14 protein-coding genes are annotated in these 15960 nt (G+C 65.1%); 2 read left to right on the top strand and 12 right to left on the bottom strand.

All coding sequences use genetic code 11. The annotated features are described in order from the left end of the window. Positions 1-27 precede the first annotated feature (27 nt). Genes O7A60_RS01385 through O7A60_RS01410 form a run of 6 tightly spaced genes read right to left on the bottom strand, consistent with a single transcriptional unit; the run spans position 28 to position 7083 of the window. Positions 28-489: a MarR family winged helix-turn-helix transcriptional regulator gene (locus O7A60_RS01385; protein WP_337104683.1), complete on the bottom strand. Its 462-nt coding sequence runs from the start codon at positions 487-489 to the stop codon at positions 28-30. Further along, positions 486-1070, bottom strand: coding sequence for an amino acid synthesis family protein (locus tag O7A60_RS01390; protein ID WP_337104684.1), 585 nt, complete (start codon positions 1068-1070; stop codon positions 486-488). The genes O7A60_RS01385 and O7A60_RS01390 overlap by 4 nt, the downstream gene beginning before the upstream one ends. Further along, a complete protein-coding gene (locus O7A60_RS01395; protein ID WP_337104685.1) occupies positions 1063-1947 on the bottom strand; it encodes a UPF0280 family protein in 885 nt (294 codons plus the stop codon). Before O7A60_RS01395 ends, O7A60_RS01390 begins: the two co-directional genes overlap by 8 nt. After that, positions 1947-3482: a 6-hydroxynicotinate reductase gene (locus O7A60_RS01400; RefSeq protein WP_337104686.1), complete on the bottom strand. Its 1536-nt coding sequence runs from the start codon at positions 3480-3482 to the stop codon at positions 1947-1949. Before O7A60_RS01400 ends, O7A60_RS01395 begins: the two co-directional genes overlap by 1 nt. Continuing rightward, a complete protein-coding gene (locus O7A60_RS01405) occupies positions 3479-6232 on the bottom strand; it encodes a molybdopterin-dependent oxidoreductase (protein ID WP_337104687.1) in 2754 nt (917 codons plus the stop codon). Before O7A60_RS01405 ends, O7A60_RS01400 begins: the two co-directional genes overlap by 4 nt. After that, positions 6229-7083, bottom strand: a complete 855-nt coding sequence (locus O7A60_RS01410; protein ID WP_337104688.1) for an FAD binding domain-containing protein — start codon at positions 7081-7083, stop codon at positions 6229-6231. The genes O7A60_RS01405 and O7A60_RS01410 overlap by 4 nt, the downstream gene beginning before the upstream one ends. A 331-nt stretch (positions 7084-7414) precedes the next feature. Here O7A60_RS01410 and pncA point away from each other — a divergent pair, with 331 nt between their 5' ends. Together pncA and O7A60_RS01420 are read left to right on the top strand one after the other, a co-directional pair. Then, on the top strand, positions 7415-8029 hold the full coding sequence (gene pncA, locus O7A60_RS01415; protein ID WP_337104689.1) for a bifunctional nicotinamidase/pyrazinamidase: 615 nt from the start codon (positions 7415-7417) through the stop codon (positions 8027-8029). A 34-nt stretch (positions 8030-8063) separates the two neighbouring features. After that, positions 8064-9482, top strand: coding sequence for a sodium:proton antiporter (locus O7A60_RS01420; RefSeq protein WP_337104690.1), 1419 nt, complete (start codon positions 8064-8066; stop codon positions 9480-9482). Between the two features lie 80 nt (positions 9483-9562). Here the strand turns inward: O7A60_RS01420 and O7A60_RS01425 are convergent, their stop codons facing one another. From O7A60_RS01425 to O7A60_RS01450, 6 genes are all read right to left on the bottom strand, one after another. Further along, on the bottom strand, positions 9563-10285 hold the full coding sequence (locus tag O7A60_RS01425) for an ABC transporter ATP-binding protein (RefSeq protein WP_337104691.1): 723 nt from the start codon (positions 10283-10285) through the stop codon (positions 9563-9565). Then, entirely contained in the window at positions 10282-11007 is a 726-nt protein-coding gene (locus O7A60_RS01430; protein WP_140508321.1) for an ABC transporter ATP-binding protein, read from the bottom strand. Before O7A60_RS01430 ends, O7A60_RS01425 begins: the two co-directional genes overlap by 4 nt. After that, positions 11004-11966 carry a branched-chain amino acid ABC transporter permease gene (locus tag O7A60_RS01435; RefSeq protein ID WP_337104693.1) on the bottom strand — a complete coding sequence of 321 codons (963 nt, stop codon included), beginning with the start codon at positions 11964-11966 and terminating at the stop codon, positions 11004-11006. The genes O7A60_RS01430 and O7A60_RS01435 overlap by 4 nt, the downstream gene beginning before the upstream one ends. Beyond that, complete coding sequence (locus tag O7A60_RS01440) at positions 11963-12844, bottom strand: branched-chain amino acid ABC transporter permease (RefSeq protein WP_337104694.1); 882 nt, start codon at positions 12842-12844, stop codon at positions 11963-11965. Before O7A60_RS01440 ends, O7A60_RS01435 begins: the two co-directional genes overlap by 4 nt. A gap of 217 nt (positions 12845-13061) precedes the next feature. Further along, positions 13062-14366, bottom strand: coding sequence for an ABC transporter substrate-binding protein (locus O7A60_RS01445; protein ID WP_337104695.1), 1305 nt, complete (start codon positions 14364-14366; stop codon positions 13062-13064). A 158-nt stretch (positions 14367-14524) separates the two neighbouring features. Continuing rightward, positions 14525-15958, bottom strand: coding sequence for a hypothetical protein (locus O7A60_RS01450; protein ID WP_337104696.1), 1434 nt, complete (start codon positions 15956-15958; stop codon positions 14525-14527). Between the last annotated feature and the right edge of the window lie 2 nt (positions 15959-15960).

A 15960-nucleotide genomic window follows, 5' to 3' on the forward strand; every position in this document is an offset into this window, starting at 1 on the left:
GCGCTGATGGCGCCCGGCAGAATCAATCTACGCCAGCTTCGCCAGCAGCTTCATGAAAGTGGCGGCCTCCTTGGCCGTGAGCGGCGCCAGCGTTTCCTGCGTGATCTCCCTTGCAAGCGGGATCAGGCGCTCGATCGCGTCGCGGCCCTCGGCCGTCAGGTTGACCAGCAGCCGCCTTTTGTCGACTTCATGCCTGGAAAGCTCGACAAAGCCACGCGCCTTCAGCCGGTCGATGACGCCCTTTACCGTCGCCGCATCCATGGCGATCAGCGTGCCGAGCTGGTTCTGCGAGGTCTCGCCAACGTCGCGCAGCTTGGCCAGGGCCGCGAATTGCGGCGGCGTCAGATCGGCGATACGGGCGGCGAAGATCGAGACATGGCGCTGGTGCGCCTTGCGCAGGATGAAGCCGACCTGTTCCTGCAGGAGGTAGTCGTGATCGTCGGCCTCTTCGGCCTCGACCAGCTTGAGCAGATTGTCCCCGCCGCTCACCGCAGCCCGTCCCAGGCTTTTATGTCGTCCGCCGCGAGGCCACCCATGCGGTTATGGACGCGAGGGCCGCAGGTCATGGCGAGGCAGAACAGGATCTCGTCAGGACGCGGGCCGTCGCTGATGCCCACTTCCATGGCGTCGAAATGGCTCCGCACATAGGCGGCATTGATATGGCCGAGCGGCACGTCGAGCTTTGAGCCGAAGGCGCCGACCTTCTTGGCCGAGGGCACGATCGCCTTGGCATCACCCAGCCGCTCGCGCATCGCGTAGCCGCCCGGCACGTGCCACAGCGCACCATGTTCCAGTTCGCCAGCCGTGCCGACGATGGCGCCCTTGCCGTAACCGTCAATCTGTTTGATGTCGCCGCCGAGTGCGGCGATCAGCCGGTCGGCGAGCAGCAGGCCGAGCGGCTTCAGATCGTCCATGGCGCTTTGCAGGTCCTCGACATAGCGCCCCGCGAACGGGTTCCTGACCACGGCCATGGCGGCGGCACGCCGGCGCGGCACTTCTGCGACTGGCCCGCCTTCGTGAAAGATCTCTTCGCTCAGCACCGCGATCTTGCGGATCGGAAATTCAGGCATGGGCAACTTCCTCCGGTTCATGCTTGTTGGACGCGGCCAGTGCAACGGAGCCGCTGATACGGGCTTCCCCGCCAAGAAACAGCGCCGATGCGGCAATCAGGCCGCGCCGACGAAAATCTTCGGCGACGGCAAGACCATTGTCCAGCGCCCGCACCACCTCATCAGGTGCAAGCGTGCCGACGCCTTGTGTCACCAGCCGCGCGCCAAGATCGCTGTCGGGCGACAGCTCGCGTGCGGGGATGCGCCTGATGGCGGGATTGCCGGGCAGGTCCACCGCGTTGGCGATGAGCGTCGCCGCCGCGTCGGCCTCGGCGCTGGTTCGCGCGAGCACGGTGACGGCATCGGCAATGCCAAGCGAGAAGGAGCGGCCACGCCAGCCGCTTGTTGCGACACCACGCACGCCATCTTCCGCGCGGATCGTGATCCGGTCGGCCATGCCGTTGCCGGTGCCGGCGACCGCCAATCCCATCGACCGGCCGTTGTCGAGATGGATGGCACTGTCGCCGCCATTGTTGACATAGGCGCGATCGAGCTTGCGGCCTGCAAGCAGCGTGGCGATCATTTCGTCGGCTACCGATCCGGCAACGGCCGCCATCGGGGTGATGAAGCATTCCGCCAGGGGCATGACGGCTGCTTCCATGCGACGCGCCGTCGGGCCGGCGAAGGCGCGCGGCGCCAGGAAGAATGCAGGAAGGCGCAGTTCGGGAAGCTCCTCGACCAACTCGATCAGGATCGTCTGGAAACGCGCGACGGCCTGGGCATAGGCGGCACGACACTCGTCGGCCTCGCCGAAGGCCTCGACGATCAGGTCGATCGGCCCATGGTTGAGATGCAGCCGCTTGCCGTCCTGCAGCCAATGCGCTTGCGGGCCTTCCATCATCCGGCTCCCCCCGCACGGCGCAACTGCGCCAGTGGCGGCCATGGATTTTGGGTTGCAGCACCCGTGCCGCGCCGGGGATTGAGATACTCGCCACCCTTGGCGACGATGTCCGCGACGCTGCGGATTTCGGCCTCGTAGCCGCCGAGCCTGACATAGTCGTCGCGACGCAGCGTGAATTCGATCGGCGCCACCAGCGCCGGCGTCGGCACATAGCCGAAGGCGCCTTCCGGAACTCTGGTGACATCGACCATCAATGTGATGCCGCCGCCCGGCCAGACATAGACCGGCGCGCCGCCCACGGTGACGTAGGTGGTCAGGCCTTGCACGGAGCGGGTGAGATTGACCGGGTTTTCGGTGACGCCGGCACGCAGCGAGCCACCGGCGCCGCCAATGAACAGCACGGTGCACAAGGCCGGCTCGCAATTCTCCTCGATCAGGTTGACGGATTTCCGCAGCCGCTCCGGAAACGGCTTCTGCACCGGCTTCAGCTCGTCGTCGAGCTCGTAATAGGCGAACTGCTCCCCGGTGGTCGAAACCATCAGCAGCGACAGGCCCGGGCGCGCGCCCTTCTTGGCATTCCACTCGCCGAGGATCGACAGCGGATCGGAAATGCTGGTGCCGCCCCAGCCTAGGCCTGGCTCCGAGACCTTGAAATAACGGCCCGGTGTCGACCGGCGGCCGATGATCTTGATGCCGGTATCCTGCCAGCCCAGCACCTTTCCCGCCTGGTGTTCGGAGACGACGCCGGTGATGTGGTCGTCGACCACCACGACCTCGTCGACCAGCCCGCGCCATTGCGTGGCGAACATGCCGATGGTCGCCGAGCCGCAGCCGACGCGCATGCGATGTTCCTGCTTGCCGTCGATGACGGGCGGTTTGCCGGCTTCGACAACGACCGTGGCGCCGCCGTCTATGCTGAGCTCCACCGGTTTGCGGTTGCACAGATTGAGCAGCGCGTCGCAGGTAGCGCGGCCTTCCCCCTTGGAGCCGCCGGTCAGATGATGCACGCCGCCCAGCGACAGCATCTGCGAGCCGTATTCTCCCGTCGTGACATGGCCGATCGCCTCACCCTCGGCCCGCACAATAGCCGTTTCGGGTCCGATATGGCGGTCGGTGTCGATCTTCACCTTGACGCCGCAATAGGAGAAGATGCCCTCGGTGACCACGGTGACGAGATCGACGCCCTCGACTTCCTGGCTGACGATGAAGGGAGCGGGCTTGTAGTCGGGATAGGTGGTGCCGGCGCCGATTGCCGTGACGAAGCGGCGGCCGGTGTTGATGAGTTCGCCGTCCCACTGCTCGCCCTCGGCGACAAAGGGCACCATGGCGGCGCCGGTCTCGGCCGCATGGTCCAGGATGGTCAGCGGGTCCATGCGCACGATCCGGCCCGCGACATTGCCATAGCGATCGCAGGCGCCGGTGCGGCCGGCAGCGATGTAGCACATGACGGGACAGGCATCGCAGCGGATCTTTTCCGCCACCAGCTTCTCGCCGGGATCATGGGTTTCGAAGCGTTCGGCAAGCTCGCTCATGTGCGTGCCTCCTTCTCGCGGATGGCCGCCAGGATGCGGCTTGGCGTTGCCGGCACCTTGGTGACGAGCACGCCGGTGGCGTGACGGATGGCGTTGAGGATCGCCGGCGCCGTCGGGATCAGCACGTGCTCGCCCAGGCCCTTGGCGCCGAATGGCCCTTCAGGATCGGGGACCTCGATAAGGATGGTCTCTATCGGCGGCACATCGCCAATGGTCGGGATGAGATAGTCGTGCAGGTTCTCGGTGCGGCCGGGTATGTATTCTTCCATCAGCGCCATGCCGATACCTTGCGCGATGCCGCCTTCGATCTGGCCCTCGACCAGCAGCGGATTGATCGCCTTGCCGACATCATGCGCGGCGATGATCCTGATCAGCTTGACCGTGCCGAGCTTGAGGTCGACCTCGAGTTCGGCGATCTGCGCGCCATAGCCATAGACCGCGTAGGGCTTGCCCTGGCCCTTGGCATCGAGGGGCAGCGTCGGCGGGTCATAGGTCTCCTCGGCGCGGAAGACGAAGTCGTCGGCGTCCATTTCGAGCGAGGCAAGATCGATACGGCGCGTCGCCTCGCCTTCACGGATGACGATCGCCGGGCCATCCAGTTGAAGGGAAGCCTTGTCCGAGACATTGGCAAAGCGCAGGATTGTTTGACGCAGGGCGCGGCCCGCCTTCTCGGCCGCCTTGCCGGTCACGAAAGTCTGTCGCGAGGCCGAAGTCTTGCCGGCGTCGGGGCTGATCGCGGTATCGGCACTCTTCAACTGGAATTTTTCCAGAGGCAGGCCGAGCGCGTCGGCGCAAATCTGCGTGATGACGGTGTTGGAGCCCTGGCCGATATCGACCGCGCCCTGGTGCAGGATGACCGCGCCGTCGGCCGCGATGCCGACCCGGATGGTCGACGGATTGGGCAGCGATGTGTTGCCGCAGCCATACCAGCACGAAGCGATGCCGACGCCACGCTTTCTATCGATACCGGCACTGTTGAAAGCATCCGCATCGGCCGTCGCCCGCGTCCAATGCGGCCGCAGCGCTTGAAGGCATTCGGCAATGCCGACGCCAGACTCCAGAAGCTGCCCGGTAACCGTTTCGGAGCCGTTCCGAAGACAGTTCTTCAGGCGAAAGTCGAGCCGGTCCATGCCGAGCTTGCCGGCGAGTTCGTCATACAGCGTCTCTTGCATGATCGTCGCCTGCGGCACGCCGAAGCCACGGAAGGCCCCGGCAATCGGGCCATGGGTGTGGATTGCGCGGCCCTCGGCGCGGTAGTTCGGCGTCGCATAGGGGCCGGAGGCGTGCACCGGCACGCGGTTGGCGACCGTTGGCCCCCAGCTGGCATAGGCACCGGTGTTGAAATCGCCTTCGAAGACCATGCCGGTGACGTAACCGTCGGCGTCGGCGCCGATGGTGGCCTTCATCCGCGCCGGATGGCGCTTGGTGGTCGACATCATGGATTCGTTGCGGGTGTAGGCGAGCGCCGCCGCCCGCCCGGTCTTCAGCGCCACAAGGCCGATGAGAGGTTGCAGGGAAACGTCGAGCTTGGAGCCAAAGCCGCCGCCGGTCGCGGTCGGCACGATGCGCACCTTGTCGACGGCAAGGCCAAGCACCTTCGCCGTCTGGTCGCGGTCCATATAGGGCGCCTGTGTGCAGCCGACGACGACCAGCGTGTCGCCGTCGAGATAGGCATAGCCGGCTTCCGGTTCGATATAGGCGTGCTCGACATAGGAGGTGTCGATCGTGCCGCTCGCGGTGAAGGCCGCACTGGCAAGTGCTAACTCAGGATCGCCGCGTTCGACGAAGCCCTTGGTCAACAAATTGGCCGGGCGGCTTTCGTGGATCAGCGCCGCACCTGCGGCCTGCGCGTCGCAAGGCTGGAGAACATGTGGCAGCTCGGTCCAGCGGACAGGGAAATCCGACAGATCGAGATCGAGCATCGCCTCGCGCTCGCCGGCGACCAGGGCGACCGCCTCGCCGCGAAGCCGGGCAACGCCCTCGGCCAGCGCCGGCTGGTCGGCGAACGGGCCGATAACGCCAAAGCAGTTCTTGCCCGGGATATCGGCGGCCGTAAAAACACCCGCAATACCGGGACGGCTGCTTGCCCAGCCATCGATGTCGCCGAAGGCGAAGCCGGCATGATAATGCGGCGAGCGGATCACCAGCACGGCAAGCGCATCGGCCGGGAAAGAATCGCCACCGAATTTCTCGGCCCCGGTCACTTTTGGTACACCGTCGAGCCTGACCGGTGACGCGCCGATGGCGTGACCGGACCGAGGCAGACGGAAATCCAGGCTCGCGGCCTGGTGGGAAGCCTCCATCACCGCCGCGATGATCTTCCGGTAGCCTGTGCAGCGGCAGAGGATCCCGCCCAGCGCATCCTGCACCTCGGTCTCGGTCGGCCTGGGTTTCGTGTCCAGCAGCGCGGTTGCCGCTACCAGCAGTGCCGGCGTGCAGATGCCACATTGCGCGGCGCCATGCGCCAGGAACGAGGCTTGCAGCGCCGACAGCCGGCCATTGGCGAGGCCCTCGACCGTCGTCACCGCGGTGCCGGCAGCGGAGGCCGCCGGCATCAGGCAGGCACAGACGGGGGCGCCGTCGACCAGCACCGTGCAGGCGCCGCAGTCGCCGGCGTCGCAGCCGACCTTTGTTCCCGTCAGCCGCAATTCATCGCGCAGCACCGAGGACAGCCGGCGCAGCGGCGGCACGTTGACCGAGACGGCGGCGCCATTGACCGTGAGGGCGATATCGGCGCGATCCATGCTCATGCGGCCACCTTGTCGCCTGCCGGCTTTCCAGCGGCCTCGAGCACGGCGCGGGCAACGATCTCGCGCACCGCGTCCAGCCTGTATTCGGCGCTGCCGCGCACATCGGCGATCGGCGACAGCTCAGCCATCGGCGCCGAACGGACCGCGGCAACAAGCCCGGCATCCAGGGGAAGCCCGCGCAACGCCGCCTCGATACCGGCAAGCCGCCTGGCAACGGCGGAACAGGAGCCGACGGCGACGGCCGCATCCGCGACAGTGGCATTCTCGACAACCAGACGCACCGCCACCATGGCGATGGAGATGACGAGATAGCGCCGGGCGCCAAGCTTGACGAAGGCCGATGTGCCGGTGGGTTTCGGCACGCGGATGGCCATCACCATCTCGCCAGGCTGCAAGGCCGTACGGCGGTTGCCCAGGATGAACTCCGACAAGGGCAGATGGCGTGTCGCCGCCGCCGAGCGCAGCTCGACCTCGGCGTCGAGCACGAGCAATCCCGGCACGCCGTCGGCGGCCGGCGAAGCATTGCAGAGGTTGCCAGCGACCGAGGCAACGTTCTGGATCTGCGCCGAGCCGACCTCGCGCGCGGCCTGTTTCAGCGCATCGAAGGCCGGGGGCAAGGGATGGCGGATGATGTCGGTCCAGGTCGCGCGCGCGCCGATGATCCAGTGACTGCCGGTCTCGGCGATGCCGCGCAGAGCTGTCAGGCCGTTGATATCGAGGACATTGTCGCGAAACGGCTTGCTGCCTTGCACCGGATAGAAATCCGTGCCGCCCGCAAGGATACGCCAGGCGCCCTCGCCAAGCAGCGCGAGCGCCTCGTCGACCGTGGTGGGTTTCGCGTAACGGATCACGCTTTGCCTTCCAACAAGATGGGCCTTCCCAATAAAATGGGCCTTTCCCGAAACCGGCCCTCCCAAGGAGCTTACCCCCGGGAATATCTTGCCGGTTTCAATCCGGCAAATTCATTCGTATGCAAATGATATCAAGACGGCGGAAATTGTCAAAGCCAGAGTTTACGCCGGTACTCATGTGGCTGGCATCGCCACGCATTTGTTATGCCGCTGGAGGTTGACGCGGCCCGCCATCTGGTCAAGTTTCTCCCTCCGGTCGCGCCAGCGGCTTTTTCTTTCGCCGAGCCCCTCGTTCGGAGCCCGAGCCCTAGCCTGACAGGAAGGAAACCCCATGGCCGACGAAGCGCTCGTTGTCATCGACCTGCAGAACGATTTTTGCCCGGGCGGCGCGCTGGCGGTGGCCGGCGGCGACGAGATCGTGCCGCTGGTCAATGACATGATCCGGCGAACCGACCATGTCGTGCTGACGCAGGACTGGCACCCTGCCGGCCATTCCAGCTTTGCCTCCAGCCATCCCGGCGCGCAGCCCTTTTCGACGATTGAGATGCCATACGGTCCACAGACGCTGTGGCCGGACCATTGCATTCAGGGCAGTCTCGGCTCGGATTTCCATTCCGGCCTTGCGTGGACAAAGGCCGAACTCGTCATCCGCAAGGGATTTCGTCCCGCCATCGACAGCTACTCCGCCTTTTTCGAGAACGATCACACGACGCCGACCGGGCTCGCCGGCTATCTCCGGGAGCGCGGCATCGACACGCTGACCCTGGTCGGCCTGGCGACCGATTTCTGTGTCGCCTTCTCGGCGCTGGATGCGGTCAAACAGGGTTTTAGAACCACGGTCAGGCTCGATGCCTGCCGTGGCATCGATCTCAATGGATCGCTCGAGACAATGCTGGCGAAAATGCGCGATGCCGGCGTGACGCTCGAAGATCACACGTCCGGCTGACCGCACCGTGGGGGGCAGAAGGGGATCTTTGCCGATGGCGATCGGGACGGCCGGTGCGATCGTCGTCGCGATGCTGTTTCCGGTATCGGCCTTCGCGGCCGAAGAACACGGCCTGCCTGGCGCCACGATGTCGCTCTGGTGGGCGCTGCCTTTTGCCGGGCTGCTCCTGTCGATCGCCACCGGGCCCCTGCTGTTCCACCATGTCTGGGAACACCACTACGGCAAGATCACCGCCTTGTGGGCGGCGCTGGTGATCGTGCCGCTCGCGGTCGCCTTCGGCGCCCCGGCGGCAACCGAGGCGGTGCTGCACGCGCTGCTCACCGAATACATGTCGTTCATTGTCCTGCTGTTTGCGCTCTACACGATTTCGGGCGGCATCCTGCTTGCCGGCAATATTCACGGCACACCGCTGGTCAATGCCGGACTGCTGATCGTCGGGGCGCTGCTTGCCTCGGTGATCGGCACGACCGGCGCCTCGATGATCCTGATCCGGCCGATCCTGCGCGCCAACGACAACAGGCGTTTCAATGCCCATGTCGTCATCTTCTTCATTTTCCTGGTGTCCAACATTGGCGGCTCGCTGACGCCGCTCGGCGACCCGCCGCTGTTCGTCGGCTTCCTGCGCGGCGTCGATTTCTTCTGGACGACCACCAACCTCTACCGGGAGACGCTGTTCGTCGGCGTCGTCGTGCTGGCGGCGTTCCTGGCGATCGACCTCATCCTGCATCGGCGCGAGGCCGGCGCGCCGAAGATCAAGGATCCGACCCCGGATACGAAGGTGCGCCTGCGCGGCCTGGCCAACCTTCCACTGTTGGCCGGTGTGATCGGCGCCATCCTGCTGTCGGCGGCCTGGAGACCGGGCGTGAGCTTTTTGGTGTTCGGCGTCGGTCTCGAGCTGCAGAACCTTATACGCGACGCGATCATCCTCGCGCTGGCCCTGCTATCGCTTCCCCTCTCCTATAAGAGCCACCGCGAAGCGAACGGCTTCAATTGGGGTCCGATCGCGGAAGTGGCCAAATTGTTCGCCGGCATCTTCACCTGCATCGTTCCGGTCGTCGCCATTTTGAGGGCCGGCCATGACGGCGCGCTGGCGCCGCTTGTCGCGCTCGTCACCTCGGCGCAAGGAACGCCAAACGACCTCGCCTATTTCTGGCTGACCGGGACGTTGTCGTCCTTCCTCGACAATGCGCCGACTTATCTGGTGTTCTTCGAGCTGGCGGGCGGCGACCCTCAGCACCTGATGACCGAGTTCGCCTCGACGCTTGCCGCGATCTCAGCGGGTGCCGTGTTCATGGGGGCCAACACCTATATCGGCAACGCACCCAATTTCATGGTCTATGCCATTGCCAGGCATCGCGGCGTCAAAATGCCGGGCTTCTTCGGGTACATGCTGTGGTCCGGGCTGGTGCTGATCCCGACCTTTTTGATCGCGGGTTTTTTGTTCTTCGGCTAGATATTCGACGCAATTCCCAAGGGAATGCGCTACGCGCTTTTTCCGGAAACTGCTGCACACCTTTCCTGGAATTGCTCCCGTCAGCCGACACCGACATAACGCCTGACCGCCGACGGGTCGGCGCGCAGGGTCTCGACTTCGACCGTCTCGCGGTTGCGGCCGTTCTCGATGAACGAGACTCGATCGGCGACCGACAGCACGGCGTCGACCCGCTGCTCGACCAGGATGGTGGAGACATCCATCTCGCGCAGCTTCGACACCGTCTCGCGGATCTTGGCGATCATCGACGGCATCAACCCTTCGGTCGGCTCGTCGAGCAAAAGCACCTGCGGCTCGAGGCAGAGCGCCCGCGCCATGGCCAGCATCTGCTGCTCGCCGCCGGACAAGGTGCCCGAGCGCTGCCGCAGCCGCTGGCGCAGCAGCGGGAAGAGATCGAGGACGTTCTCGCGCGTCGCCTTGCCCTTGCCGCGCGCCATCAGGCCGATCTCGATGTTCTCGGCCACCGTCATCTCGGCGAACAGCCGCCTTCCCTGCGGCACGTAGGCGATGCCGGCCTTCGGCACTTCATGCGCCGGCAGGCCGGTCAATTCTTGCCCGGCGAGCCTGATCGAGCCGGCACTCGCTGGAACCAGGCCCATGATCGCCTTCAGCGTCGTCGTCTTGCCGGCGCCGTTGCGGCCGAACAGGCACAGCACCTCGCCCTTGTTCAGCACGAGATCGAGCCCGTAGAGCACCTGGACCGCGCCATAGAAGCAGTCCAGCCCCGAGATCATCAGTGCATCGGTCTTGCTCGTCTCCCTCATGGGGCCGTCCCCAGATAGGCGTCCTGCACCGCGGCGTTGTCGCGGATCGCTTCCGGCGTGCCCTCGGCCAGGATCCTGCCGGCGTTGAAGACGGTGATGCGGTCGGCGAGTTGCATGACGACAGGCATGTTGTGCTCGATCAGCAGCACGGTGGCGTTCTTGGCGATGTCGCGCACCAGCTCGATGAAATTATCGATCTCGCTATCGGCCAGGCCTTGCGTCGGCTCGTCGAGGATCAGCAGGCGCGGCTTCAGCGCCAGGCCCATCGCCACTTCCAGCAATCGCTGATGGCCGTAGGACAATTGCCCGGCCGGCATATGGGCGCGGCCGGCCAGCCCGGTGCGTTCGAGCGCCGACATGACGCCGGCCCGTACCGCACCCTTCGAGCGGCCGTCGCTCAGCGTGCGCTGCACCGGCAGCGCGACATTGTCATAGGCGCTGAGGTTGGCGAAGACGCTGGTGATCTGGAATGTGTAGGCGATGCCCTGGCGGACCCTGACATAGGCCGGCAGGCCGGTGATGTCGGCGCCGTCGAAGAGGATCGCCCCCGAAGAGGGCTGGATGCGGCCGCTGACAAGGCTGACGAAGGTGGTCTTGCCCGCGCCGTTGGGGCCGATGACGGCGCGGATTTCTCCGGGCATCAGGGTGAAGTCGACGCTGTCGACGGCGCGCAGGCCGCCGAAATTGCGCGACAGACCCTTGGTGGTCAAAAGCGGCGTCATGGCAACCACCCGAGCCAGCGCTGGCGGATGCTGCCGAGAATGCCCTTCGGGAAGAACAGCACAAGCAGGATCAACGCGATGCCGACGATCAGCAGATAGGTCGATGTGTAGCCGCTGGTGACGTCGATGACATAGTACATGAACAGCGTGCCGATCAGCGGTCCAAGCGTTGTGGCAGCACCCCCGAGCAGGACCCACAGCAGCGGCAGGATCGAATACTGCACCGAGGCGAAGCTCGAGCCGACATAGCCGAACAGCAGCGCGTAGGCGGCGCCGGACGCCGCGCAGATCGTGCCGGAGACGACGACGGCTGCGAGCTTGTTGGAGAAGGTGTCGTAGCCCAGCATCTTCGTGCGCTCTTCGTTTTCACGGATGGCGACCAGCACGCGGCCAAAGCGGGAGCGGACGATGGCGAGCATCATCAGAAGCACGAGCGAGAACAGCGTCAGCGCGCTCATGTAGCGCACGGTCGGATCGGTGAGGTCGAGCGAGGTTCCGCCGAAAGTGAGGACACGCGCCGGCTGCGGCACGACCATGCCCTGGTCGCCCCCGGTCCAGGCCGCGAAATAGAGGATGGCGAGATAAAACACCTGGGCGAACATCATGGTGACGATCATGAAGGCGACGCCCGTGGTGCGCAGCGCCAAGAGGCCGATGATCAGGGAGAGAACGGCCCCACAGCCGAGACCCGCGGCGAATGCCGCCGGCACGCTCCAGCCGAGCTGGATGACCGCAAGGCCGGCACCATAAAGCCCGGCGCCAAAGAACATGGCATGGCCGAGGCTGAGCAGGCCGACATAGCCGAACAGCATGTTGTAGCCCATGGCGAAGACCGCCAGCACCATGATGCGGGCGAGCAGGCCGTGATAATACTCCGGCAGCAGGAAACTCAGCAGGAAGAGCAGGGCAATCGCGCCGAGGTGCAGCGCGTACGCCTTTGCCGGCGAAGCTTCGCTCATCGCGATGCCGTCCCAAACAGGCCTTGCGGCCGGAACACCAGCACCATGGCGACCAGCAGCGTGGCGATGATCTTGGCCAACGTCGGCGAGAAGAACATCGAGATGATGCCGTCGGACAGGCCGATCAGCACGGCGGCGACGACGGTGCCGCGCAGCGAGCCGAGACCGCCGATGATGACCACGATGAAGGACAGCAGCAGCGGGTCCTGCCCCATCAGGTAGTGCGCCTGGCTGATCGGCACGATCAGCACCGCGGCGATGGCCGCCAGCATGGCGCCGAGCGCGAAGACGCCGCCATAGACACGGCCGACAGGGATGCCGAAGGCCCGCGCCGTTTCGCTGTCATATTGCGTGGCACGCATGATCAGGCCGATTTTCGTGCGCGTCAGCACAAGCCATGTCGCTATCAACAAGAGAGCGGATGCGGCGACAACAGACAGCTTGTAGCCGGAATAGCCGAACCACGGCAAAAGGATGCGGTAGCTGAAAGGCGGCTCGACGGGTCGCGCCTCGGGACCATAGAAAGTCAGCGCCAGCTGCTGGATGATGTAGAGCATGCCGATGGTGGCGACGATGGTGGCTTCCGGATTGTAATTGAGCCGGCGCAGCACCAGCCGCTCGGCGACCAGCGCGATGGCGCCGACGATCAGCGGCGCAATCACCAGCGCCGCCAGGAAGCCGAGGGCCGGGTGGCCGCCGATTGCCGATGTGATCGCCCATGCAAGCACGGCGCCGAGCATGAAGAACTCGCCATGGGCGACGTTGACGACACGCATGACGCCGAACACCAGCGACAAGCCAAGCGCGGTCAGCGCCAGCACGGCCGAGGTGACGAGGCCTTCGAAGGCGGCGAGGAGGAGGTGGGGGCCGAAGTGCATTGGTTAGGCACCAGCGGATGCGCGAGGCACCCCCCTCTGCCCTGCCGGGCATCTCCCCCGCAAGGGGGGAAATCGGGTGTCACGATTGGTTTCGCCAATAGCCAGCGTCGGGAGATAAATGCCGGCGCACGAACTGCCAATCTCCCCCCTTGCGGGGGAGATGTCCGGCAGGACAGAGGAGGTTGGCTTGGCGCTCACGCCGCTAAAACAGCTTCGCTCACAGCGCCTGCGTCGTGTAATCCCCTTCGGCTTCGTAAAGCCCGTCCTCGATCTTGGTCTTGTGGACGACCTTCAGCTTGCCGCCCTCGATCTTGGAGATGTTCTGGATGCCAAAGCACTGGTGGATCTTGCCGTTGAAGGTTTTTGGTCCTTGCGGATGCTCCGGCCCTTCGGCGAATTCCTTCAGCGCTTCGGTCGCCTCGACCAGCTTGGCGCGATCTTCCGGTCCCTTGTAGCCGGCGCCTTCCATCGCCTTCTTGACGACGTACAGCGTTTCCCAGCAACCGAACATGTGCGCGGCGGTGGAGACGTCCTTGGGGTCGCCGACGGCGGCGCCATTGTCGTCGATGCCGACGGCGGCGCGATAGGCTTTCTGCGCTTCGGTGTCATCGGGCTGGGCGTAGCGCGGCGAGCCTTCCCAGAAATGGCTGCCGTCGAGGAATTCGAGGCCGGGGCTGTTGATGTCGACGGCTTCGAGCGAATCGATGAAGCCGAACAGCTGCGGCCGGTTCGAACCGTAGAACTCGCCGAGCTCCTTTACGAAGGTGAGCACCGCCGGACCGACCATGACGTGGTAAATCACCTCGGTCTCGGCCGGTATCTGCGGGAAGTATTTGGTGAAGGAACTCTCCGTCGGCGGAATGGCGATCTGCGCGATCACCTCGGCGCCTTGCGCCTTCAGCGCCGGCGGCAGGTAATCGCGATGGTCGTAGCCGAAGGCGAAATCGGGGAATATCTGCGTCACCTTCTTGCCGGCATTGGCCGCGATCCACGGCGCCATCGACTTGATCTGGCTCTTCACATCGGTGATGCCGGGCTGGAAGACGTAGCGGTTGAGCTTGGTCGAGGCGACGTGATGCCCTTCGCTGACGACGAAATAGGGCATCTTGGCTTCGCCGGCGGCCGGAGCCGAGCCGATGACGACGTGCGAGAACAGCGTGCCGAAGACGATGTCGGTCTTGTGCTGCGTGGCGAACTTGCCGACCACCTCGGCGCCGCGACCGGGATCCGTGCCGTCATCCTCGATGATCACCTCGACCTGGCGGCCGTTGATGCCGCCAGCGGCATTGATCGCCTTGATGGCGGCGGCGGTGGTCTTCTCGTACCAGCGGCCATAGGCGGCGCCGATACCGGTGCGGTGCGACTGGAAGCCAATCTTGATCGGCGCGGAGCTTTGCGCCTGGGAATAACGGACGAAACCGGGCGCCATGGCGAGGCCGGCGCCAGCGGCGATCCCCTTCAGCGCGGTGCGGCGGGTGAGTGTGGTTTTTGAGAGGTCGAAAAATCCGTTCTTGTCAGTCACGTTCGTTCCCCTGTTTTTGCGTTTTGACCAACGATAAGGCGGCTCGAACATCCTCGGCAAGAGGATGCAAAATTGCATGTGTACAAACTAAATCACCAAAGGCTTGGCCTGGCAAGCGAGCTTTCCGTCAGGGTATGACCCATAGGAAATGGCTTGTCTCATCCGACCGTCGGCGTGGCAAGCAGCCAGAGACCGAAAATGGTGTAGGCGATCATCAAGACGGTGAGCGGAAACTGGCTGAGCGCGGCGCGGGCAGGCTGTGGATGCAGGTGCCAGGCAAGGCCGTGGGCGACGAGTACCGCGAGCACATGGCCAAGGATGATGGCGCCGGCCTGGACATTCCACAGCCACCACGCGGAACCCGCGCCGGCTACGACGCCGGCTTCGACCTGCATGTCGGCGGCGCCGAACAGATTCCAGCCCAGCGCGAACGGATCGGACAGGGAGGCCAATGCATACTGGCCGTCGACCAGCAGCACCGTCAGATAGTGCGCGACATGGTAGGCGAGCGCGATCGGCACGATCGACCACACCAGCAGGCCCGCTGCCTGAGCCAGAGGCCGATCGCTGCCGGCAAGGCGCTGACCGAGGAGGACGGCGAGCAGAAACACTCCCGCGAGCAGCACGAATGCCAGGACGAGGCCAAGGCTGCCGCTGCCGATCACCGCCGTACGGCCGGGAAATTCCAGCGGATTGATGCCGAATAGGCCGAGCCAGAAAAAGGTCTTCGACAGGCCGTCGAAGGAGACCGAGGACAAAGCGAGCAGCAGGAAGGCGATGCCGCTGGCGGGCAATGGCTCGGCCGTGAGCAGCTTGGCGCCCGGCCAGCACAGCGCAAGACGGCCTTTGTCGCCGCGCTCGACCGGCGCGAAACGGGCAACTATCGAGAAGAAGATGCCGAGGAATTCACCGCTGCGGCTCCACTTGTCGTAGCCGAACACCCGCATGGCGATGAAGGTGAGCAGCCAATAGAGGCCGGCGGCAAAGGCTAGCCGCGCCGGGTCGTCGGGCGCCGGGTCGACGAGTTCGAACCAGGCAAAGGCGAAGAACAGAACGACGGCCGGCCAGCAGCCAAGCCACTGCGGAAGTTGCGCTTCATCGCTTCTGCCGCGCGACAGCAGCCGCCACGGGCCGTACCAGGGGTTGAGCCACGACCACAGATCGTCGAGCAGGCCTTGCAGCAGGGTCAGGCCGGCCCATAGCAGCGTCCAGATCACCAATGGCAGCGGGTTGGAGAGGGGGTCGCGGCTGCCGAGCAAGCCTGCGGCGATGAGAATTGCGAAGCCGGCAAAGGATATCAGGCTGATGGTGGCGCGGGCGCTGTCGCCGAAGGCGAATAGCGGCAGGCGCCGGCGCCAAACACGGTCGAGGGAGGCGGGTGGCAACAGCGCCAGCACGAGGAAACTGGCTGCTACAGCGAAGGCGCCGCCGATGAGGTAGTAGCCGGTGGGGAGAAGCAGGACGTGGCCGCGGTCGGAGGCGTGAGCGAAGGCGGGGGAGGGTGAGGCGCAGAAGGCTGCAAGGAATACGGCCAACGGCGGACGACGGAACTCTACGGCGACGGAACTCGACCTGTCCAAGAGTCCGCCCATCC

Origin of the sequence: Mesorhizobium salmacidum (SeqCode) (assembly GCF_037179605.1) — a bacterium.
GTDB classification, from domain to species: domain Bacteria; phylum Pseudomonadota; class Alphaproteobacteria; order Rhizobiales; family Rhizobiaceae; genus Mesorhizobium; species Mesorhizobium salmacidum.